Origin of the sequence: Sphingopyxis indica, from assembly GCF_900188185.1 — a bacterium.
Classification (GTDB): Bacteria; Pseudomonadota; Alphaproteobacteria; order Sphingomonadales; family Sphingomonadaceae; genus Sphingopyxis; species Sphingopyxis indica.
The window spans coordinates 66,563-88,453 of sequence record NZ_FZPA01000004.1; the positions used below are offsets into that span (position 1 = coordinate 66,563).

Annotated in this window: 21 protein-coding genes; 8 read left to right on the forward strand and 13 right to left on the reverse strand. The window is 66.8% G+C overall.

What is annotated here, in order from left to right; all coding sequences use genetic code 11:
* Nucleotides 1-261 precede the first annotated feature (261 nt).
* Nucleotides 262-2,571, forward strand: coding sequence for a patatin-like protein (locus CHB69_RS07455; RefSeq protein WP_089215375.1), 2,310 nt, complete (start codon nt 262-264; stop codon nt 2,569-2,571).
* Nucleotides 2,572-2,613: 42 nt separating this feature from the next.
* On the opposite strand, the gene dnaJ is transcribed toward CHB69_RS07455, so the two are convergent.
* Complete coding sequence (gene dnaJ, locus CHB69_RS07460) at nt 2,614-3,741, reverse strand: molecular chaperone DnaJ (protein ID WP_089215376.1); 1,128 nt, start codon at nt 3,739-3,741, stop codon at nt 2,614-2,616.
* A 152-nt stretch (nt 3,742-3,893) separates the two neighbouring features.
* A complete protein-coding gene (gene dnaK / locus CHB69_RS07465) occupies nt 3,894-5,798 on the reverse strand; it encodes a molecular chaperone DnaK (protein ID WP_089215377.1) in 1,905 nt (634 codons plus the stop codon).
* A 165-nt stretch (nt 5,799-5,963) separates the two neighbouring features.
* On the opposite strand from dnaK, the gene CHB69_RS07470 reads away from it, so the two are divergent.
* From CHB69_RS07470 to CHB69_RS07490, 4 genes are all read left to right on the forward strand, one after another.
* A complete protein-coding gene (locus CHB69_RS07470) occupies nt 5,964-6,506 on the forward strand; it encodes a copper chaperone PCu(A)C (RefSeq protein ID WP_089215378.1) in 543 nt (180 codons plus the stop codon).
* Between the two features lie 6 nt (nt 6,507-6,512).
* The gene (locus CHB69_RS07475) at nt 6,513-6,974 is read left to right on the forward strand and encodes a vgr related protein (RefSeq protein ID WP_089215379.1); all 462 of its coding nucleotides are present in this window, start codon (nt 6,513-6,515) and stop codon (nt 6,972-6,974) included.
* 367 nt (nt 6,975-7,341) lie between these two features.
* A complete protein-coding gene (locus tag CHB69_RS07485; protein ID WP_089215380.1) occupies nt 7,342-7,743 on the forward strand; it encodes a hypothetical protein in 402 nt (133 codons plus the stop codon).
* 84 nt (nt 7,744-7,827) lie between these two features.
* Nucleotides 7,828-9,183, forward strand: a complete 1,356-nt coding sequence (locus tag CHB69_RS07490; protein WP_089215381.1) for a DNA recombination protein RmuC — start codon at nt 7,828-7,830, stop codon at nt 9,181-9,183.
* 129 nt (nt 9,184-9,312) lie between these two features.
* On the opposite strand, the gene CHB69_RS07495 is transcribed toward CHB69_RS07490, so the two are convergent.
* From CHB69_RS07495 to CHB69_RS07530, 8 genes are all read right to left on the reverse strand, one after another.
* Complete coding sequence (locus tag CHB69_RS07495) at nt 9,313-10,011, reverse strand: META domain-containing protein (RefSeq protein WP_089215382.1); 699 nt, start codon at nt 10,009-10,011, stop codon at nt 9,313-9,315.
* Nucleotides 10,012-10,178: 167 nt separating this feature from the next.
* Entirely contained in the window at nt 10,179-10,994 is an 816-nt protein-coding gene (locus CHB69_RS07500) for a TrmH family RNA methyltransferase (protein WP_089215383.1), read from the reverse strand.
* Nucleotides 10,995-10,998: 4 nt separating this feature from the next.
* On the reverse strand, nt 10,999-11,277 hold the full coding sequence (locus CHB69_RS07505) for an HPr family phosphocarrier protein (RefSeq protein WP_089215384.1): 279 nt from the start codon (nt 11,275-11,277) through the stop codon (nt 10,999-11,001).
* Nucleotides 11,274-11,678 carry a PTS sugar transporter subunit IIA gene (locus CHB69_RS07510; protein WP_089215534.1) on the reverse strand — a complete coding sequence of 135 codons (405 nt, stop codon included), beginning with the start codon at nt 11,676-11,678 and terminating at the stop codon, nt 11,274-11,276. The genes CHB69_RS07505 and CHB69_RS07510 overlap by 4 nt, the downstream gene beginning before the upstream one ends.
* 38 nt (nt 11,679-11,716) lie before the next feature.
* Nucleotides 11,717-12,655 carry an RNase adapter RapZ gene (gene rapZ, locus CHB69_RS07515; protein WP_089215385.1) on the reverse strand — a complete coding sequence of 313 codons (939 nt, stop codon included), beginning with the start codon at nt 12,653-12,655 and terminating at the stop codon, nt 11,717-11,719.
* The gene (locus CHB69_RS07520) at nt 12,652-13,098 is read right to left on the reverse strand and encodes an HPr kinase/phosphorylase (RefSeq protein ID WP_089215386.1); all 447 of its coding nucleotides are present in this window, start codon (nt 13,096-13,098) and stop codon (nt 12,652-12,654) included. Before CHB69_RS07520 ends, rapZ begins: the two co-directional genes overlap by 4 nt.
* A 240-nt stretch (nt 13,099-13,338) precedes the next feature.
* Nucleotides 13,339-14,928 carry a sensor histidine kinase gene (locus CHB69_RS07525; RefSeq protein WP_089215536.1) on the reverse strand — a complete coding sequence of 530 codons (1,590 nt, stop codon included), beginning with the start codon at nt 14,926-14,928 and terminating at the stop codon, nt 13,339-13,341.
* Nucleotides 14,921-15,631, reverse strand: coding sequence for a response regulator transcription factor (locus tag CHB69_RS07530; RefSeq protein WP_089215535.1), 711 nt, complete (start codon nt 15,629-15,631; stop codon nt 14,921-14,923). The genes CHB69_RS07525 and CHB69_RS07530 overlap by 8 nt, the downstream gene beginning before the upstream one ends.
* A gap of 353 nt (nt 15,632-15,984) precedes the next feature.
* On the opposite strand from CHB69_RS07530, the gene CHB69_RS07535 reads away from it, so the two are divergent.
* Together CHB69_RS07535 and CHB69_RS07540 are read left to right on the forward strand one after the other, a co-directional pair.
* Nucleotides 15,985-17,586: a phosphoenolpyruvate carboxykinase gene (locus tag CHB69_RS07535; protein ID WP_089215537.1), complete on the forward strand. Its 1,602-nt coding sequence runs from the start codon at nt 15,985-15,987 to the stop codon at nt 17,584-17,586.
* 46 nt (nt 17,587-17,632) lie between these two features.
* The gene (locus CHB69_RS07540) at nt 17,633-18,085 is read left to right on the forward strand and encodes a hypothetical protein (RefSeq protein WP_089215387.1); all 453 of its coding nucleotides are present in this window, start codon (nt 17,633-17,635) and stop codon (nt 18,083-18,085) included.
* 226 nt (nt 18,086-18,311) lie between these two features.
* Here CHB69_RS07540 and CHB69_RS07545 read toward each other — a convergent pair whose 3' ends face one another.
* Nucleotides 18,312-20,195 (reverse strand): DUF885 domain-containing protein, encoded by a 1,884-nt coding sequence (locus CHB69_RS07545; protein WP_089215388.1) that lies wholly within the window; start codon nt 20,193-20,195, stop codon nt 18,312-18,314.
* Nucleotides 20,196-20,418: 223 nt separating this feature from the next.
* The gene (locus CHB69_RS07550) at nt 20,419-20,805 is read right to left on the reverse strand and encodes a DUF3597 domain-containing protein (protein WP_089215389.1); all 387 of its coding nucleotides are present in this window, start codon (nt 20,803-20,805) and stop codon (nt 20,419-20,421) included.
* A 173-nt stretch (nt 20,806-20,978) separates the two neighbouring features.
* Here CHB69_RS07550 and CHB69_RS07555 point away from each other — a divergent pair, with 173 nt between their 5' ends.
* Nucleotides 20,979-21,539, forward strand: a complete 561-nt coding sequence (locus tag CHB69_RS07555; protein WP_089215390.1) for a DUF937 domain-containing protein — start codon at nt 20,979-20,981, stop codon at nt 21,537-21,539.
* Nucleotides 21,540-21,564: 25 nt separating this feature from the next.
* On the opposite strand, the gene CHB69_RS07560 is transcribed toward CHB69_RS07555, so the two are convergent.
* A complete protein-coding gene (locus CHB69_RS07560; RefSeq protein WP_245836613.1) occupies nt 21,565-21,858 on the reverse strand; it encodes a hypothetical protein in 294 nt (97 codons plus the stop codon).
* Between the last annotated feature and the right edge of the window lie 33 nt (nt 21,859-21,891).

Below are 21,891 nucleotides of genomic sequence, written 5' to 3' on the forward strand. Positions count from 1 at the left end.
CTTATCTCCCTGTTCGCGAGCGCCGCTAATGAGAGCGATTTGCAGACGCAAGGGAAAAGACCGCCATCTCGCCTTCAGGGGAGAGGATATGGAGGCTTGGCGCGTAGCGCCTGGCCGGAGTCGGAGAGGGGAGCAGCGCTGGCGGCCATCCCCCTCTCCAAGCTTCGCTAGCTCCTGACGGAGCAAGCTGCGCTATCCTCTCCCCTGAAGGAGAGAGGGCGAGGGTGGCATCGCCACGAGCGACACGCTATCACGCCTGCCATGCGCGAAAAGGAACTGCGGTTCGCCCTGATTTGCTACGGCGGCATCAGCCTTGCCGTCTATATGCACGGAATCACCAAGGAGATCTGGCGCCTCGCGGCGGCGTCGCGCGCGTGGCACGACGGCAGCGCGATCGACGGGTCGGGCGCCATCTATCGCAAGCTGCTCGCGGCGATCGAGGCGAAGAGCGGGGTGCGGCTACGCGTGCTCGCCGACATCGTCGCGGGGGCGAGCGCGGGGGGCATCAACGCGATCTTCCTCGCGCGCGCGCTCGCGACCGGCCAGTCGCTCGATCCGCTGACCGACCTGTGGCTCGAGGATGCCGACGTCGACTATCTGCTCGACCCCGATGCCCGCCCGATCTCGGCGGCGACCAAATTCTGGGCGGTGCCGATCGCCGGCTGGGCGATGAAACGGCGCGGCAATGTGATCGACCGGACCGTCGCGGGTCCGGCGCAGGACGAGGTGCGCGCGAAGCTGTCGCGCTTCGTGCGCGCGCGCTGGTTCGAACCGCCCTTCGGCGGGGAGACCTTTTCGGAGCTGATTCTCGACGCCTTCGATGCGATGGACCGCGGGCCGCGCGGGCCGGTGCTCGTCCCCGCGGGGCAGCCGGTCGACCTGTTCGTGTCGGTCACCGATTTCGCCGGCCACAGCATGCCGCTGTCGCTTCACAGCCCGCCGCGCGTGACCGAGCAGGAGCATCGGCTGATCCTGCATTTCCGGCAGGACGGGCGCGCGGGCAAGGGGCTGGACGACATGCCCGCGCTCGCGGTCGCGGCGCGCGCGACCGCGAGCTTTCCGGGCGCCTTTCCGCCCTTCACCCTGCGCGAGATCGACCGCGTGCTTGAAAAGCGCAAGATCGACTGGCCCGGCCGCGCCGATTTCATCCGCGTGCAATTGCCCGCGGGCGAAGAGGCCGATCCCGCCGACCGCGTGCTGATCGACGGATCGGTGCTCGCCAACGCGCCCTTCCGCCCCGCGATCGCGGCGCTCAAGCAGCGGCCGGCGCGGCGCGAGATCGACCGGCGCTTCGTCTATATCGACCCCAAGCCCGATTATCGGTCGATCAGTTTCGCACCGTCCGGCGAACCGGTCGAGGGCGATGCGGCGCCGCTGCCCGGCTTTCTGACCACGATCCTCGGCGCGCTCTCCGAAATCCCGCGCGAACAGCCGATCCGCGAGAATGTCGAGGCGATCGAGGCGATGTCGCGGCGTATCCGCCGGATGCAGCATATCGTCGACGCGATGAAGGTCGAGGTCGAGGAGCAGGTCGCGGCACTGTTCGGCTCCACCTTCTTCCTCGACACCCCGACCCCGGCGCGGCTCGACCGCTGGCGCGCGAAGGCGCAGAGCGAGGCGGCGTCGCGCGCGGGTTTCGCCTATCCGCCCTATGGCCATTTGAAGCTCTCGGCGATCGTCGAGGAGATTGCGGCGCTGATCGACCGCCTCGCGCCGCCCGAAGGCGCGATCCACCGCGAGCATCGCCGGGCCTTGCTGTGGGACGAAGTGCGCGCGCGCGGGCTCGACCGGATTTCGGGCAAGAAGGGCGCGGGAGCGAGCCGCGATGCGATCGCTTTTTTCCGCACCCACGACCTGACCTTTCGTATCCGCCGCCTGCGCTTTCTCGCGCGCGAACTCGATGCGGTCGAGGCGACGCGCGACGCGCGCGACGCCGATTGCGAGGCGATGCGCGGGGCGATCTTCGCAGCGCTCGGCCTCTATCTCGAACGCGAGGGCGACAGCTGGCTCGGCGATCTCGACGTCGCCGTCGATGCGGGAGTCGGCGCGTGGATCGACGCGATCGCCGAGCGGCGCGACCTGCCCGCGGTCGATCGCGAGGGCGACGGACTGCTCGCCGTGGGGCTTGCCGGCCTCCCCAAGGACGACCGGCGGCAGCTGCTGCTCGCCTATCTCGGCTATCCCTTCTACGACATCGCGACCCTGCCGCTGTTGCAGGGCGAGGGATATGACGAGTTCGACCCGGTCAAGGTCGACCGCATCTCCCCGTCGGACGCGACCGCGATCCGCACCGGCGGCGCGGCGGCGATGCTGAAGGGGATCGAGTTCAACAGCTTCGGCGCCTTTTTCAGCCGCACCTATCGCGAGAATGACTATCTGTGGGGCCGCCTCCACGGCGCCGACCGGCTGGTCGACATCGTCGCGTCGAGCGTCACGGGCGAGGGGGCGCTTGCCAAGGAGGAGCTGGCGGCGATCAAGCGGCAGGCGTTCCACGCGATCCTCGACGAGGAGGAGGGGCGGCTGCCGAAGGTGCAGGCGCTGATCGCGGAGATCAGGGGGGAGATTGGCTGAACACAAAAGCCCCTCCTCTGAAGAGGAGGGGTGGGTTCAGGATCAATCGGTCAGATCGTCCCACATATCCTTGATGCGGCCGAAGAAGCCCTGGCTCGCGGGGCATTCCTCGCCGGTCTCGGTCTCGCGGAATTCGGCGAGCAATTCCTTCTGGCGTGCAGTGAGTCTGGTCGGCGTCTCGACGTCGATCTGGATGACGAGGTCGCCGTGGCCGCGGCCGTTGAGCACCGGCATACCCGCGCCGCGCTGGCGCAGCTGCTTGCCCGACTGGATGCCGGCGGGGATGCTGATCTCGTGGCGCGTTCCATCGAGCCCCGGAATCGTGATGCAGCCGCCCAGCGCGGCGGTGGTGAAGCTGATCGGCGCGCGGGTGAACAGGGTCGTGCCCTCGCGCTCGAAGACCCGGTGCCGCGCCATGTGGAGGAAGATGTAAAGGTCGCCCGGCGCCGCGCCGCGCGCGCCGCTCTCGCCCTCGCCCGACAGGCGGATGCGCGTGCCCTCGTCGACCCCCGGCGGGATGGTGACGGTCAGCGTCTTGCGCCGGTCGACGCGGCCTTCGCCGAGGCAGGTGGGGCAGGGGTCGGCGATCACCTCGCCCGCGCCCTGGCAGGCGGGGCAGGTGCGCTCGACCATGAAGAAACCCTGCTGCGCGCGCACCTTGCCCATGCCGCCGCAGGTGGTGCAGCGGTGGGTCTGCGTGCCGGGCCTGGCTCCCGATCCGTCGCACGCGTCGCAGCGCGCGGCGACATCGACCTCGATCTCGCGCGTGCAGCCGGCAAAGGCGTCCTCGAGCCGGATTTCCATGTCGTAGCGCAGATCGGCGCCGCGCGCCGGACCGCGCTGCTGCCGTCCGCCGCCGAACGCCGAGCCGAAGATCGATTCGAAAATATCGCCGATGTCGCCGAAATCGGCGTTGCCGCCGAAACCGTTCGCGCCGCCATTCTGGAACGCCGCTTTGCCGAACCGGTCATAGGCCGCGCGCTTCTGCGGGTCCCTCAGGCAGTCATAGGCCTCGTTGATCGCCTTGAAGCGCGCCTCGCTGTCGCCGCATCCCGGATTCTTGTCGGGATGATATTGCATCGCGAGCTTGCGATAGGCGGCCTTCAGCGCCTTGTCGTCGGCGGTGCGTTCGACTTCCAGCAGTTCATAATAGTCGATGTCGAGACTCATGGCTCGTTCACGCCCCCGAGGGTGTAACCCTTCGAGACGGGCCTTCGCCTTCGCTCAGTCCCTTCTCAGGGCGAACGGATGGAAAAACACCGTTCGCCCTGAGGAGCCATTGAGCTTGTCGAAATGGCGTCTCGAAGGGCATTCCCTTCGTCTTACTTCTTGTCGTCTTCGACTTCGGAGAATTCGGCATCGACGACATCTTCGTCGGCCTTGCTCTCGCCGGCCCCGGCTTCGGGCGAAGCCGCGGCCTGCTGTTCCTTTTCATAGATCGCCTGGCCGAGCTTCATCGCGACCTGCGCGAGCGCCTGGGCCTTTTCGGTCATCGCAGCGGGATCGCCGCCCTCGACCGCACTTTTGGCTTCGCCGAGCGCCGCCTCGATCTCCGACTTCAGGCCCGCGTCGACCTTGTCGCCATGCTCTTCGAGCTGGCGCTCGGTGGTGTGGATCAGGCTTTCGGCGTTGTTCTTCGCCTCGGCCGCCTCACGCCGCTTCCTGTCCTCGTCGGCGAATTTCTCCGCGTCCTTGACCATCGCGTCGATGTCGGCGTCGGAGAGGCCGCCCGAAGCCTGGATCTTGATCTGCTGCTCCTTGCCGGTGCCCTTGTCCTTGGCGTGGACCGACACGATGCCGTTGGCGTCGATGTCGAAGGTCACCTCGATCTGCGGCACGCCGCGCGGCGCCGGCGGGATGCCGACGAGGTCGAACTGGCCGAGCATCTTGTTGTCGGCCGCCATTTCGCGCTCGCCCTGAAAGACGCGGATCGTCACCGCCGACTGATTGTCGTCGGCGGTCGAATAGACCTGGCTCTTCTTGGTCGGGATCGTCGTGTTGCGGTCGATCATGCGCGTGAAGACGCCGCCCAGCGTCTCGATGCCGAGGCTCAGCGGGGTCACGTCGAGCAGCAGCACGTCCTTGACGTCGCCCTGCAGCACGCCGGCCTGGATCGCGGCGCCGATCGCGACGACCTCGTCGGGGTTGACGCCGGTGTGCGGTTCCTTGCCGAAGAAATCCTTCACGACCTCGCGCACGCGCGGCATACGGGTCATGCCGCCGACGAGCACGACTTCGTCGATGTCGGCCGCGCTGACGCCGGCGTCCTTGATCGCCTTCTTGCACGGCTCGAGCGTGCGCTTGATGAGGTCTTCGACAAGGCGTTCGAGGTCGGCGCGCGTGATCGTCTTGACCAGGTGCTTCGGCCCGTTGGCGTCGGCGGTGATGAAGGGCAGGTTGACCTCGGTCGTCGCGGCCGACGACAGCTCGATCTTCGCCTTTTCGGCGGCTTCCTTCAGCCGCTGCAGCGCGAGCTTGTCGTTGCGCAGGTCGATGCCTTCGTCCTTCTTGAACGCATCGGCGAGATATTCGACGATCTTGCTGTCGAAATCCTCGCCGCCGAGGAAGGTGTCGCCGTTGGTCGACTTCACCTCGAACACGCCGTCGCCGACTTCGAGGATCGAAATGTCGAAGGTGCCGCCGCCGAGGTCATAGACCGCGATCGTCTTGTTCTCCGACTTGTCGAGGCCATAGGCGAGCGCTGCCGCGGTCGGCTCGTTGATGATGCGCAGCACTTCGAGGCCGGCGATCTTGCCGGCGTCCTTGGTCGCCTGACGCTGCGCGTCGTTGAAATAGGCGGGGACGGTGATGACGGCCTGTTCGACCTTTTCGCCCAGATAGGCTTCGGCGGTTTCCTTCATCTTCTGAAGGATGAAGGCGCTGATCTGCGACGGCGAATAATCCTCGCCGCCCGCCTTGACCCACGCATCGCCGTTGGCGCCCTTGACGATGGTATAGGGGACGAGTTCCATGTCCTTCTTGGTCATGGGATCGTCGAAGCGGCGGCCGATCAGGCGCTTCACCGCGAAAATCGTGTTCTCGGGATTGGTGACCGCCTGCCGCTTCGCCGGCTGGCCGATCAGCCGCTCGCCGTCCTTGGCGAAGGCGACGATCGACGGCGTCGTGCGCGTGCCCTCGACATTTTCGATAACCTTGGGCTTACCGCCCTCCATGACCGCGACACAGCTGTTGGTGGTGCCGAGGTCGATCCCGATGACTTTGGCCATAATCTAAACGTCCTTGTTGCTTCGTCGGCGCCCTGAAAAGGCACGCCTGTCCATGGGTCCCCATAAGGGTTTCTGGGGGCGATATAGGTGCGCCGATGCTTGGCACAAGCCCTTCGAACGCTTATCTGTAGCGGGAAATTTCGAGCCTTTCGGGAGAGTCCTGCCATGAAGCCCTTTGCAATCGCCGCCCTTGCCGTCGCCACGCTCGGCCTTTCGGCCTGCGGCGAGAATATGGGCGAGGGGCCGGTGCTCCACGTCGCAAGCGGCTATATCGAGATGGGGGCGACCCCCGACCGGCCGGCGGCAGGCTATTTCACCATCGAGGGCGGGCCGCGCGACGTCGATCTCGTCGCGGTGACCGCCGACCTCGCGCAGCGCGTCGAAATGCACGAAAGCGTGCGCGAAAACGGCGTGATGACCATGAAGCCGCTCACCAGCGCGCCCGTGCCCGCAAAGGGCAAGCTCGAGTTCAAGCCCGGCGGCAGGCATCTGATGATCTGGAACATCAACGGCGCCGCGGTGCGTGCGGGCAAGCTGCCGATGATCTTCGTCTTTTCGAACAACAACAACGAACGCATCATCTTCGACATGACGATCAAGGGCGCGTCGAGCGCGGCGAGCGCCGATGCTCCGGCGATGGACCATGGCGCGATGGAGATGGGCAAAGAGAGCGCGGACAAGGGCGCGACGGACGCGGCGAAGAAATAGGCGGGCATGGCGCGGCCTTCGCGACCGCTCACCGCCGGCGAGATCGCGCTCGCGCGCTCGGTCTTCGGCGACGCGATTGCCTATGACCGGGTGCGCGTGTGCTATCATAAATGGATTTTCTTTCAGCCGCGCCGCGTCGTGATGGCGCCGATGGGCGCGCTCCATTTCCACCCGCACGGCAACCTCTATTGCGACGATTTCAGCGCCGCGTCGCAGGCGATGCAGGGGCTGTTCGTCCACGAAATGACGCATGTGTGGCAGGCGCAGACGCGCGGCCGCTGGTATCTGGTGCTGATGCGGCATCCCTTTGCGACCTATAGCTACAGCCTGAAACCCGGATGGCGGCTCGAACGCTATGGCCTCGAACAACAGGCGGAGATCGTGCGGCATTACTGGCTGCTCACCCAGGGCGTGACGATCGGCGGCGCGCCGGGGGTCGAGGCGTATCGCGCGGTGCTGCCTTTCTAGGGTCAGGACCTATTAATTCCACGTTCGAGGTTTGAAGCGATTTTGTTCAGGGCAAGGAGGAAAGGCGCAGGAATATGAATATATTTCAAGGCTTTTCGACGCGGCCCTGGGCAAAATCGGTCAAATCCCGAAGGGACGCCGAAATGGCTTCGATCTCGGACCTTCGCGGCCTTGCGGGTAGCGATGCTACCCGCTGCATCCGCAAAGGCCCGATATCTTCGCCATTTCGACGCCTCGAACGCGGAATTAATGGGTCCTGACCCTAGGCACCGATATTTTTTAGGCTTGTCGGCCGATCGGGCCCATGTCAGCCAGGACCGCAACCGAGGGGCGTAAAGGGGGTAGGTAAATCATGAAAATAATTGCTGTGGCTGGGCTGCTGGTGGTCGCGTGTTCGTCGGTGGCCGTGGCACAGGATCTGTCGATTCCCGCCGATCCGGTCAAGGCGATCGAGGGCAAATGGACGGGCCCCTGGAACGAATGGGAAATCGAGGTGCATGATGGTCGCGTCGAACTGACCAAGGCCGATCCGAAAACATATCATTATCTGCCGGTCGGAACGGTGCTGGGCGTCTTGAACGGTGACGGCAAGGCCGACGGCCGTGCCTATCGCTTCAACAGGTCCACCTGTCTCGACCATCGCGCCAATCTGGCGCCGTCGGAGTACAAAACGATTCCCTGTGGCGATTATGGTGCGGTCTTGACGGCCTACGCCGATTCCTATGAACTGCGTGTATCCGGATTGTCGTTCCGCCGCGCGAAGGAATAACTGCATCGCCATATAACCGAAGCTTCGATCGCGCACGCGATTCTTGGCTGGTCAAAGGGTCCACGTTCGTCCTATGTTCCGCGGATGGATATGGTCTCGCTGCTCGTCGCCGTCGTCGCTCTCTTGCTCGGTGCCTTGATCGGCTGGCTGTTCGCCGGCCGGCAGGCGGGCGGGCTCAGGGCCGAGCGCGACGGGCTTGCCGAGCGGTTCAGGGCGGCGGTGACCGACCTTGCCGCCGAGGCCGAGGCGCGCAAGGCGGCCGAGCTGCAACTCTCCGCGCTCGGTGCCGAGCAAAGGGCGCGCGATGCGGCGCACGAGGCGCAGATCACGCAATTGAAGGACGCGCAGGCGGCGCTCACCGCGCAGTTTCGCGAGGTCGGGCAGGCGATGCTCGACAAGGCGCAGCAGGATTTCCTGACCCGCGCCGCCGACCGCTTCAAGCAGAGCGAGGAAAGCGCGGGCGCGAATCTGAAGGCGCTGCTCCAGCCGGTGCATGAGCGGCTCGCCAGATATGAGGAGGCGGTGGGCAAGGTCGAGGCCGAGCGCCGCGACGCCTTCGGGATGCTCTCGGGCCAGATCGCCGCGATGCGCGAGGGCACCGAGCGTGTGTCGAGCGAGGCCGCAAAGCTCGTCAACGCGCTGCGCAATGCGCCCAAGGCGCGCGGCCGCTGGGGCGAGCAGCAACTGCGCAACGTGCTCGAAAGCTGCGGCCTGTCCGAACATGCCGATTTCCAAACCGAGGTCAGCGTCGCGGATGGCGAGGGCGGACGGCTGCGCCCCGACGTCGTGGTGAAAGTCCCCGGCGGGCAGAGCCTGGTGATCGACGCCAAGGTCTCGCTCAATGCCTATCAGGATGCCTTCGGCGCCGTCGACGAGGGCGAGAAGGCGGCGCATCTCGCCGCGCACGCGGCGGCGATGAAGGCGCATGTCAACGCGCTCGGCGCCAAAAGCTATTGGAACCAGTTCGACGACACCCCCGACTATGTCGTGATGTTCGTCCCCGGCGAGCATTTCCTCGCCGCGGCGCTCGACCACGACGCCAGCCTCTGGGACTATGCGTTCGAGCGCAAGGTGCTGCTCGCGACGCCGACCAACCTCATCGCGATCGCGCGCACCGTCGCGGCGGTGTGGCGGCAGGAAAAGCTCGCGGGGCAGGCGCGCGAGATCGCGGCGCTCGGCAAGGAGCTTTATGCGCGCATGGCGACGATGGGGTCGCATATCGCGCGCGTCGGCAAGAATCTCGATTCTGCGACGGGGGCCTACAATGCCTTCGTCGGCAGCTTCGAAAGCCAGGTGCTGACGCAGGCCAAACGCTTCGAGGCGCTCGACGTCGAGACCGGCGGCAAGGAGATCGCCTCGCTGCCGGTAGCCGAACAGGCGGCGCGCCCGCTCGCGAAGCTGTCGGCGGCGCCGAGCGCGGTGAACGACGGCGGGGAATAGCGGAGACCTTCTTGAACTCCTGTGTGCTCCCGCGAAGGCGGGAGCCCATCTCCGGCCGGCTCTATGTTGATTTGTCAGGAGATGGGTCCCCGCCTTCGCGGGGACACACTGATCCAAGGGCCATCATGTTCAGATCGCTCGCTTGAGCACCGCCGTCTGTCCGTCCGCGCCGGTCAGCAGCAGCGTGCCGTCGGACGGAAATTCGATGCGCACCGGGCTTTCCATCAATTTGAAGAAAGCGCTTTCCTGCGTCATCGCGGCGCCCGCGCACGCCATCTTGGTCGCCATCAGCGGGCCCGCGGTGAGCGTCGTGCCGTCGCTCGACCAGCTTGCCGAAAAGCGGTTGCACCCCGCGCTGCCGCTCAGCCTGTCGGCGGCGAAGCTCAGCGAGGTCGGGCGGTCGGCCGCGACGCGCGTGCCGCCGATCGACTCGAAGGTCCAGTCGGTGCCCGCGAGTTGATCCGGCGCGAGGATCGCGCCGCCGCAGCCTTTCACCGTCTTGCCGTCGGCGGTGACGGTCACCGTGTCGCGGTAGCGGCGGTCGCTCATCCCGTCGCTGCATTCGGCGTGCGTGACGTCGACGGTGAGCCGGTCGGTGACATAGCGTTCGCCGCCCGCACTCGGGCGGGCGCCCGGGTTGGGCTGAAGAATCTTCGTATCGCCATAGTCGCCGTTATAATTGAGCAGGCCCGGCGTGATCTCGAGCGTCCAACCGGGTTCGGTGCCGATCGCCATATAGGATGCGGGCTTGTCGCCCGGCGCCTGCGGCGGGACGGCGGTGCAGGCGGCAAGCGCCGGCAGGGCAAGCAGGGGCAGGAAACGGGTCATCGCGGGCTTCTCCTCCTTTCGTCACCCCGGACTCGATCCGGGGTCCACCATGGACGCAAAGCGGTGCAAATGGATGCCGGATCAAGTCCGGCATGACGAACCAACGGTGTCGGCCCTTATTGCATCGACATTCGGGGCCGGCCAGATGTCAGCACGCCGAACCCCCGCTATCGGTTCCGCCGCTGGTTCAATACCTCATAGGCCATCACCGCGCCTGCGACCGCGGCGTTCAGGCTGTCGGCCTTGCCCATCATCGGCATCTTCACCCGCACGTCGGCAGCGGCGGCATAGGCTTCCGGCAGTCCCTGCGATTCATTGCCGACGAGAATGAAGGTCGGCGCCGCATAGCGCACCGCCTGATAATCCTGCGTATCGTCCCCCAGCCAGGTCGCGACGAGCTGCCCCGGTCCGCCGCGCAGCCACGGCAGGAAGTCGTCCCAGCGCGCCTGCACCAGCCTTTGCGTGAAGATCGCCCCCATGCTCGCGCGCACCGCCTCTACCCCATAGGGGTCGGTCGATTCGTCGAGCAGAATCAGCCCGCCCGCGCCGACCGCGTCGCCGGTGCGCAGCATCGTGCCGAGATTGCCGGGGTCGCGCAGCCGCTCGGCGACGAGCCAGATGGGCGCGGCGTCGCGGTCGATGTCGGCGAGCGTGGTGCGCGGCTCGGCATAGATGCCGACGATCGTCTGCGGATTGTCCTTGCCGGAGAGTTTCGACAGGATCGCCGGAATGGTATCGACGACCTCGCCGCCGCTCGCCAGCGTCGCGTTGACGAGCGCCTTGGCGAGCGGATGCGCCGCGCCTTCGTCGGCGAGAAACAGCCATTGCGGCAGGACGCCCGCCTCGCGCGCCTCGGTCGCGATGCGCAGCCCTTCGGCAAGGAACAGCCCCTCGGCGCGCCGGTGCCGTTTTTCGCGCAAGCCGCGCATCCGCTTGACCAGCGGGTTCGATACGCTTTCGATGCGGCTGCGACGGCCGGACATGACGTCAATCCTCGCCGAAGCTGTCCTTGACCAGCCCGACCAGTTTGAGCAGCGCGGCGTCGGCGCCGTCGCCCTTCGTATGGATGGTGATGCTGTCGCCCTTCGCGGCGCCGAGCATCATCAGTCCCATGATCGAGGTGCCCGCTACACGGCTGCCGTTGCGCTCGACCTCGACCGAGACGCTTTCGGGCAGGCGGCTGACGAAGGTGACGAATTTGGCGCTGGCGCGCGCGTGAAGACCGCGCTGATTGGTAATCTCGACGGTCTCCGACAATTCGCTCAAAGGCCCACTCCCAGCATTTCCGACGCGACCGATATATATTTCTGGCCCGCCTCGCGCGCCGCGATCACCGCGGGGCGCAGTTCCATCGTTGTGCGCGCACTTTCGAGCCGGATCAACATCGGAAGATTGACCCCGGCGATCACCTCGGTCCGCCCGGCTTCGAGCAGGCTGATCGCAAGGTTCGACGGGGTGCCGCCGAACAGGTCGGTCAGCATGATCACGCCGCGCCCTTCGTCGACGTCGCGGATCGCGTCGGCGATTTCCTGCCGCCGCATCTCCATATTGTCGTTGGGACCGATGCACACGGTCGCGACCGCGCGCTGGGGGCCGACGACATGTTCCATCGCCGTCACCATCTCTTCGGCGAGTCGGCCGTGGGTGACGAGAACCAATCCAAGCAGCGGCAATGCTTTATCGCTGGGCATGCAGTCGAGGACCCTTATTTTTTTCCGCCTGGCGCGGGAGAAGCGGGCGGGGGCTTGCCCTCAAGCCCATCTTGCGGGGCCGAGTCAAGGTTGCGGTGGCCGACGGTGGGGGTGTGGCCCGCCGCGCGCAGCGTCCTGGCGACACGCTCGGCGACATGCACCGAGCGATGGCGCCCGCCGGTGCAGCCGAAGGCGATGGTGACATAGCTTTTCCCCTCGGCGCGGTATCGGGGCAGCAGCGCGAGCAACAGCGCCTCGATCTGCGACACCGTCGCTTCATAGGCCGGATCGGCCGCGATATAAGCCGAAACATCGGCGTCGAGTCCCGTTCCGGGACGCAGCGCGGGGTCCCAATGCGGATTGCGCAGATAGCGCATGTCGAACACCAGATCGGCGTGGCGCGGCAGCCCGCGCGAATAGCCGAAGCTCAATATGTTGAGCGCCGGTTCGTCGCCCCCCGCGTCGGCGAAACGGTGGCGGATTTCCTGTTGCAGGTCGTTGCTCGAATAGTTGGTCGTATCGACGACATGCTCGGCCCAGCGGCGCACCGGTTCCATCATCTCGCGCTCGCGCGCGATGCCGTCGGTCGCCGGACGATCCTCGGCGAGCGGGTGGCGCCGCCGCGTTTCGGAAAAGCGCCGCTCGAGCTCGGCGCCTGCGCAATCGAGGAACAGCGTCTCGATCGCGCGCCCGCCGGCCTCGCGCAGCTGCTTGATCCGCTTGACGAGCAAAGACGGCTTGAAGCCGCGGCTGCGGCTGTCGATGCCGACCGCGATCGGTCGGTTCGCCTCGCTGCGCGGCGCCGGCGCCTCGATCAAGGGTTCGAGCAGCGACAGCGGCAGATTGTCGACGACTTCCCACCCCAGATCCTCGAGCACCTTCAAAACGGTCGACTTTCCCGCGCCCGACAGGCCGGTGACGAGCAGCAGGCGCGGCGATGCGGGCGCGGTCATGCGTCCGGCGCCAGTCGTTCGAGCGCGAGCATGATCTTGATCGGCGCCGACGCTTCGAAGGCCGAGAGGAGCAGCGCGGGCAGCGGATGCCCTGCGACCGTTTCGACCTGATTCACCGCAGGCATACGGTCGTAGCGGTCGGTCAGCCGCACCGCGAGCGCGAGCGGCACCGGCGCGGTCCACGGCCGCTCGACGATCCCGATGCCGCGCACCTCGAGCTTGCCGGCAAGATTTTCGGGCGGGCGGCACCACAGGCGGCCGCGTTCGTGCCAGATGTCGCAGCGATCATCGGCGACGAGCCGCGCGCCGCGGTCGATCAGCCGCAGCGCAAGGTCGGACTTGCCCTGCCCCGATTGGCCGAGGATCAGCACCCCGCCATTGCCCGCCGCGACGCAGCTTGCATGGATGTTGACAATCTCGATGGCGGTCCGGCTCGGAAGCATCGCGCAGGCTTAGCTAGGCGCGTGCGGCGCCGCAAGGCGGATGGGGGATGGGGCGGCTTCCGGGTGGAATCGAGACATTGGCCAACCCCTCCTCTTCAGAGGAGGGGCAGCGAGACTTGGGAGCTTGCTCCCTAGTCGCAGCGGGGTGGTGCTCCTTCACCGGCGTCACCACCCCAACCCCTCCTCTGAAGAGGAGGGGCTTAAGAACGGCCGCTTCCGCCCGAAGGCCGCCGCGCCCCGTCAGCCGCCGGCGCGCCCCTCGTCCGCCGCGGGCAGCGTAATCAGCAGGCTCGCCCCCGGCTTGCCGTCCTCGCGGTCGCCCGCGGCGATCGTTCCGCCATGGCCCTCGACGATCGTCCGCGCGATCGCGAGGCCAAGGCCGCTGTGGCGGCCGAACGCTTCCTCGTCGGGGCGCGCGCTGTGAAAGCGGCGGAAAATCGCTTCGCGCTGCGCCTCCGGGATGCCGGGGCCGTCGTCGTCGACGCGAATATGCACCTCGTCGCCGAGACGCGTCGCGGCGATGCAGACGAGGCCGCCGGCGGGGGAGAAGCTCAGCGCATTGTCGATGACATTGTCGATCGCGCGCTCGAGGCGGTGGCCGTCGCCCATCACCGTCGCGGTGCCCTTGCGCGGGCGCGCGAAGGCGATGCGTGGGTGCGGCGTGCCGGCGTTCGCGCGCGCCGCGCGCGAGGCCAGCATCGATTCGATCATCAAGCCGATGTCGATCGGCTCGAACAGCGTGCGCGACAATTGCGCGTCGATGCGGCTCGCGTCGCTGATGTCGGTGACGAGCCGGTCGAGCCGGCGAACATCCTCGTCGGCGATGGCGAGCAGCTGCGCGCGCTGTTCGTCGGTCTTGACGCGCCCCAATCCCTCGATCGCCGAGCGCACCGACGCGATCGGATTTTTGAGCTCGTGCGTGACGTCGGCGGCGAAATGCTCGCCGGCGTCGATGCGCTCGCGCAGCGCCTGCGTCATGTCGCTCACCGCGCGTGCGAGCGTGCCGATTTCGTCGCGGCGACTCGGCAGGCGCGGCACGACGACCTCGCGTGCGCGGCCGAGACGGACGCGCACCGCCGCGCGGGCGAGCTTGCGCAGCGGGCGGACGATGGTGCGTGCGAGGAAGAGCGAGAGCAGCACCGAGACGACCAGCACCATCGCGAGCACGACCGCGAGGCGGAAGCGCTCGGCGCGCACGGTGCGGGTGATGTCGCGCGCGTTGAGCGTCATCAGCATCACCTCGGGGGCTTCAAGGTCGACGACGCGGGTTGCGCTCAAGAGCGGGGTCCGCTCGGGGGCGAAGCGGAAGCGCGCCGCTTCGCCGCCGCTCTTCATCGCTTCGACCACCTCGGGCCAGGCGGCGGCGCGATCGACCGCGGGCTCTTCGAATTCGGGATAGTTGGGCGCGCCGACGACCCAGTCGATGCCGCGGTCCATCGCCCGCGCGACGTCGCGCTTCCACGGCTGGAGGTCGGGATCGCGCAGCGTATAGGTCGGCGGCGCGTGCGCGAAGCTGTCGTCGATCTTGCGTCCGCTCGCGTCATAGAAGCGCAGCCGCGATTCGGTCGCGCGGGTGAATTCGCCGATCAGCCGCTCGCGCTGGTCGGGGCGCGCCGCCTCGAGCGCGCTGTCGAGCATCGCGAGCTGGTCCTCCATCACCTCGATGCGCGTGTCGACGAGGCGGGTGCGATAGGTGTCGAGGTAGAAGAAGCCGCCTGCGAGCAGCGCGACGGCAAGGATGTTGACCGCAAGGATGCGCGTCGTCAGCGACCAGCGCGCCGACCAGACGAGCGGCGCGTCCTCCTGATCGGGCGGCGTGGCCTCAACCATCGTCCGAAAAGCGGTAGCCTGCGCCATAGAGCGTCGCGATCGCGTCGAAATCGGGATCGACCTCGCGGAACTTGCGGCGCAGGCGCTTGATGTGGCTGTCGATCGTGCGGTCGTCGATATAGACGTCGTCCTGATAGGCGGCGTCCATCAGCTGGTTGCGGCTGCGCACGATGCCGGGGCGCGCCGCGAGCGTTTCGAGGATCAGGAATTCGGTGACGGTCAGCGTGACGTCCTTGCCGTCCCAGCTCACCTTGTGGCGCGCGGGGTCCATCGTCAGCCGCCCGCGCGTGATCGGGTCGGCGACGGGCTCGTCGTCGAGGCCCGACGGCTCCCTGTTGAGCTCGACGCGGCGCAGGATCGCGCGGATGCGCGCGATCAGCAGCCGCTGCGAAAAGGGCTTCGAGATATAATCGTCGGCACCCATCGCGAGCCCCAGCGCCTCGTCGATCTCGTCGTCCTTGCTGGTCAGGAAGATCACCGGAAGCTGGCTCTTCTCGCGCAGCCGGCGCAGGAGCTCGAGCCCGTCCATCCGCGGCATCTTGATGTCGAAGACGGCAAGGTCGGGCGGGTTTTCGAGCAGCGGCTTCAGCGCCGCCTCGCCGTCCGAATAGACGCGCGTGACGAAGCCCTCGGCCTGCAGGGCGATCGACAGCGATTGCAGGATGTTGCGGTCGTCGTCGACCAGCGCGATGGTTGCCGTCATGCTCTTTTCGTCGTTAGCGGCCGCGAACGGAAGGCTCAAAGCAGACTCTCGGTTTCCGTTCGCATCGACACGAACGGTCATAAAGGATCGGCTCAAATCCGTCCCGTTCCTAACCCATTGGGTCGAGGTCGACAACCGGGCGTGAAGAGCAAAGGGGCTCGCGACGCTCCGTCGCAAGAGCTGCACGGCTATCCCTTTAATCTTTTGACGCGCTTCGCCATCCTCGCTAACGCGAAGCCATATTTCGGAATCGGCGGCACCGTCGGCACCCATGCGAATGCGGGCCTGTCCTTTCGTTCGGCAGGCGCTGCATAGGTATGCAAGAGGCGGGCGCGAACAGGAAAGGCGAGATGATGACGAAGGTGGTGATCGGCGATCGGGCCATCGAAACGCAGGCGGAGGTGGCCGAGAATCTCGGCACGCCGCAGCTCGTCGAGGCCGCGATCCGCCACGGCGAAGGGTTGCTCGCCAAGGACGGCCCGCTCGTCGTCGCGACGGGCAAGCACACCGGGCGCAGCGCGAAGGACAAGTTCATCGTCGAGGATGACGAGACGCGCGACACGATCTGGTGGGGCAAGACCAATGTTCCGATGACGCCGGCGCATTTCGCAGCGCTGAAGGAGGATTTCTTCGCGCATCTCGCGTCGCGCGACCGCCTCTATCGCCAGCAGCTGTTCGGCGGGTCGCAGCCGGAGTATCGCGTCGGGGTGCAGGTGCTCACCGAATATGCGTGGCACAGCCAGTTCACCCGCACCCTGCTCTGCCGCCCGACCGCCGACGAACTCGCGCGGTTCGAGGCCGAATATACGATCGTCGACCTGCCCAGCTTCCGCGCCGACCCGGCAAGGCACGGCACGCGCAGCGAAACGGTGATCGCGGTCAACTTTACCGAAAAGCTCGTGCTGATCGGCGGCACCGCCTATGCCGGCGAGATGAAGAAGTCGGTGTTCGGCATCCTCAACTATCTGCTGCCGGTGCGGGGGGTGATGCCGATGCATTGTTCGGCGAACATCGGCCCCAAGGGCGACACCGCGGTCTTCTTCGGCCTCTCCGGCACCGGCAAGACGACGCTGTCGGCCGACGCCTCGCGCACGCTGATCGGCGACGACGAGCATGGCTGGTCCGACACCGCGGTCTTCAATTTCGAGGGCGGCTGCTATGCGAAGATGATTCGCCTGTCCGCAGAGGCCGAGCCCGAAATCCATGCGACGACCAAGCGATTCGGCACGGTGCTCGAAAATGTCGTGATCGACCCGGCGACGCGCGAACTCGACCTCGACGACAACAGCCTCGCCGAAAACAGCCGCGGCTCCTATCCGATCGACTTCATCCCGAACGCGTCGGAGCATAATATGGGGCCGGTCCCCAGGAATGTGATCATGCTGACCGCCGATGCCTATGGCGTGCTGCCGCCGATCGCGAAGCTGACCCCCGAACAGGCGATGTATCACTTCCTGTCGGGCTATACCGCGCGCGTCGCGGGGACCGAAATCGGCGTGACCGAGCCCGAGGCGACCTTCTCGACCTGTTTCGGCGCGCCCTTCATGCCGCGCCACCCGTCGGTCTATGGCAATCTTTTGAAGGAGCGGATCGCGAAGGGCGGGGTGCAGTGCTGGCTCGTCAACACCGGCTGGACCGGCGGCATGGCGACGATGGAGGGGATCGAGCGGATGCCGATCAAGGCGACCCGCGCGCTATTGAACGCCGCGCTCGACGGCAGCCTGAACGACGCCGAGTTCCGCAGGGACCCGAACTTCGGCTTCGACTATCCGGTCGCGGTACCGGGCGTCGACAGTGCGATCCTCGACCCCCGCAATGCGTGGGCCGACAAGGCCGCCTATGACCGCACCGCGCAGGTGCTGGTGCAGCAATTCATCGACAATTTCGCGCAATTCGCCGATCACGTCGACGAAGGCGTCCGCCGGGCGGCCCCGCAGGTCGCCGTCGCCGCATAGGCTCACCCGGTCCTTCCGGGTGCTCATTCACCCGGAAGGACCGGATATGACCACCGAATATTCGCCGCGCCTGTTCGCAGGCGACCATGACATCCGCGCGCTCGGCGAAGGGCTGCTGGCGTGCAGCCTGCCGCGTGCGGCGTGGACGCACGAAGCGCATCTCGCAGCCTGCCTGTGGCTGCTCACCGAGCGTCCCGACATCGACGTCGATGCCCGGATCGCCTCGCTGATCTGCGCCTTCAACGAAAGCGTCGGCGGCGTGAACGACGACACGCAGGGCTATCACGACAGCATCACACGAGCCTATGTCGCCGGCGTGCGATTGTTCCTGTCGGAGACGCGGGAGACGGGACTGACCGCGCGCGTCAACGCGCTGCTGCGTTCCGAGATGGGCCGCCGCGACTGGCCGCTGCGCTTTTACAGCCGTGAGCTGCTGTTTTCGGTGCCGGCGCGGCGGGGGTTTGTGGAGCCCGATCTGATGCCGTTGCCGCGGACTTGAAGAACTCTCGCACAAAGCCACGAAGCCACAAAGGGGGGCTCCCAACTTCCGTTCGTGCTGAGCTTGTCGAAGCACCGTCCTCCCCCCGGGCGTTGAAAGAAAGAACGGGCCCCTTCGACTGCCTTGCAGGCGCTCAGGACAGGTTTCGACAAGCTCAGGGCGAATGGGATTGGGAAATCTTTGTGGCTTCGTGGCTTCGTGCGAGTCAGAAAAAAGACGGCGCGGCCTACCCCTTCGCCTCCGCAATATATTCGTCGACATTCTTCGCGAGCACGTCGAGCGGGACATTGCCGCCCTCGACGACGATATTGTCATAGTCGCGCAGGTCGTATTTCGCCCCGAGCGCGGCCTGCGCGCGGCTGCGCTGGCGGACGATTTCGCTGTGCCCGACCTTGTAGCCGCACGCCTGCCCCGCCCAGCTGCAATAGCGATCGACCTCGCTCGCGACCTCGAGCGGGTTCGATCCGTTGCGCTCGACGAAGAATTTGACGCCTTCCTCGCGCGTCCAGCGCTTCGCGTGGATGCCGGTGTCGACGACGAGGCGGCAGGCGCGGAAGGCGAGCGACTGGAGATAGCCCAGGCGCCCGACCTCGAAATCGTCGTAGAGCCCCAGCTCGTCGGCAAGCTGTTCGGCATAGAGCGCCCAGCCCTCGCTATAGGCGTTGAACGCCAGCATCGAGCGGATCAGCGGCATCTGATTGGCATATTCGCCCTGCCAGACATGCCCCGGGATCGCTTCGTGCATCACGAGGTCGGGCAGCGAATATTTGCTGTGCAGGTCGGTCGTGCGCAGGTTGATCCACATCTTGCCGGGGATCGTCCCGTCGATCGACCCCGCGCCGCCATAGGCCGCGGGCGCGCCGGGCTCCTCGGCGAGCGGCAGGCGCTTCACTTCGACATTGCCCTTCACCAGCGTGCGGAAGGCGCGCGGCAGTTCGGCGCGGATCTTCGCAAGCCAGGTCTGGATATAGGCCTTGATCTCTTCGCGCCCCTTGTCGCCCTCGGGGAACTTGTAGCGCGGATCGTTGGCGAGCGCCTGCATCCGCGCGCCCACCGAGCCCTGCGTATAACCGAGTTTCCGGAGGATCGGGTCCATCCGTCCGTGCAGCTCGGCAAGCTGGTCGATCCCCATCTGGTGGACCTCGTCAGGGGTCATGCGCGTCGTGGTCGAGGCGCGCAGCCCCCACGCATACCATTCGTCGCCGCCGGGACGCGCCCACATGCCGGCGTCCATCGTCGCTTGCGGCCGCTGGGCCTTGAGCGCCGCGATCTGCCGTTCGAGCGCGGCGGCGACGGGGCCTTGCGCCATGGCGGTGGCGCGTGCGCCCCAGTCGCCGGCGAGCCCGGCTTCGCGCGCCTTCGACGCCAGACTGTCGGCGAGGGTGCCACCGCCGCGCGCATCGGCGAGCGTGGCTTCCATTTGCGGGATCGCCTTGTCGATCAGAAAGGCGGGCGCGATCAGCCCCTGCGCGCCTGCGGATTTCAGCCGTTCGGTCTCGCCGTCGAGGACGTCCGGAAAGGCCGCGAGCCGCGAAAGATAGGCTTCGGCGTCGGCGCTCGTCTTCACCGGCTGATCGCTGCCCAGCAGGCGCGGCACGTCGAGATAGGCGCCGACATTCTGGATCACGACATAGGGGGTGTTGCGCCAGCCGCCGACCGCGACGTCGCCATAGGGCAGCGCAAAGCCGTCGAGCGCGGTGCTATAGGCGCTGTCGACCACCGCGAGGCTGGTGCGCGCCTGATGGTCGAGTCCCACGGTATCGACCGCGCGAACGCGGGCGAGGTCGGCCTTCAGCGTTTCGGCGAGCGCCGCGACCCCGGCGGGCGAACGATCGGAAAGCTGGCCGCGCATTGCGGCGCGCGCGCCCGTGTCGATGCCGAGCGCGGTCGCGCCCTCGGGCGAATGGACGAGCAGATTTTCGGCGACGCTGTCGAGCAAAGCCGAAGCCCCCGAGGGCGCACCGCCGGTGCCGGGCGGCGGCGGCGGGATCACCGCCATATCGTCGGGGATGCCGCCGCCGCACGCCGCGAGCGTCAGGCTCGCCGCGCCGGTGCTCAGCGCCGCGAGCGTCTGGCGGCGGTTCATCGGCTTGGACAAGAATTCGGACATGCGGCGGCTCCCTCGCGACCCTTGGTTTCGGTTGAAACGGGTTCTGGAGGGGGAGCGCGCCGGGGTCAATGGTGGGCGCTGGAAAAAGCCCCTCCCCTTCAGGGGAGGGGTTGGGGTGGGGGCTCGCGGCCCTGCACAAGGCTCATGGCCCCACCCGCTGCAACTAGCGAACAAGTTCGCAAGTCTCGCTGCCCTCCCCTGACGCGGAGGGCGGAAAAATGGCTCAGTCGGTCAGGTCGGCGGGCACCTTGCCGCCGTTCGCGGCGAGTTCGCGCATCACCGCCTTGTGCAGCCAGATGTTCATTTCGGCACTGCCGTTGAGTTCGCCGGTATAGCCGAGTTCCTGCGCGAGCTCCTTGCGGTTGGCGAGGCTCGGGTCGATGTCGAGCAGTTTCATCAGGTCGACGATCGAGGTGCGCCAGTTGAGCGGCTGGCCGGCGTTCGCGGCTTCGGCGGCAAGAATTGCCTCGACATCGACTTCGCTGATCGCGACGGGAACCGGCTGCGGCGCGGCCGGGGCGGCGGGTGTCGCGGGGGCGGCGGGAGCGGGCTCGGCCGCCGCTGCCTTCTTGCCGAAAATCGCGTCCTTGATCTTGCTGAAAATACCCATGTCACAAGCTCCCATTGTATCGGGCGACCGGCCCGACCGCAAAGCGGCGCACGACCGCACCGTTGAATAAGCCACGGTGCGATGACAGCTGAATGAACATCTCGTCCTCCGCTCCTCGGCTGCTATAACAACGTCCATCGGCGCGTTTCGATCCGCGCAGAAGGAGACAGGCGATGGACCTCAACGATATTTTGCAGCAGGCGGGTGGTGTCGAAGCGATGGCGAAGGAACTCGGTGTTTCGCCCGCCATCGCGCAGCAGGGCGCCAACGCCTTGCTCCCCGCAATTCTCGGCGGCTTTCAGAAGCAGGCTGGCAATGAAGGAATCGGCGGCCTGCTCGCGGGGCTTGGCGGCGGCGGGCTGCTCGATGCGGTGCTTTCGCCGCAACCCACGCCGGTCGAACCGGGGAATGAAGTGCTCGGACAGATTTTCGGGTCGAAGGATGTCAGCCGCACCGTCGCGGGTCATGCCGCGGCGCAGACCGGGATCGACGCGGGCCTGCTCAAGAAGATGCTGCCGATGCTCGCGATGATCGTCGCCGGCACCATGGCGAAGCAGCGCGGGCAGGATGGCGGCGGCGGTCTCGGCGGGATGCTGGGCGGGTTGCTCGGCGGCGTGTCGGGCGGCAGCGCGCCGGGCGGCGGGCTTGGCGGTCTGGGCGCGCTCCTCGACCGCAACGGCGACGGCAATCCGCTCGACGATATTCTGGGGATGGCGGGGAAGTTCGGGCGGTAGCGGCGGCGCGCCAATTCCCGGCCGCCTATTCCCCGAACAGGCTCTTGGCCGGATTGAGGTCGGAGAAGGGCTTGTCGACGTCCTGGCCCATGATCCACAGCTTGTTGCACGCGATCGCGAAGAACATCAGCGCGATCGTCCAGACGATGATCGTCTTGATGATCCGCCAGCGCTTTTCCTCATAGGCGCGGCGGGCGCGCTCCTTGTGGTCGATGCCGAGCTCACCCTCGAACTCGGCGACGAGCTGTGCGCGGCGGGTGCGCGAGATGTTTGCGAGGCTCACCGCCTGCACATCGCTGGTCGAACGACGAGTCGCCATCTCTCTATCCTGCGGTCCCTGTTTTCGTGCATT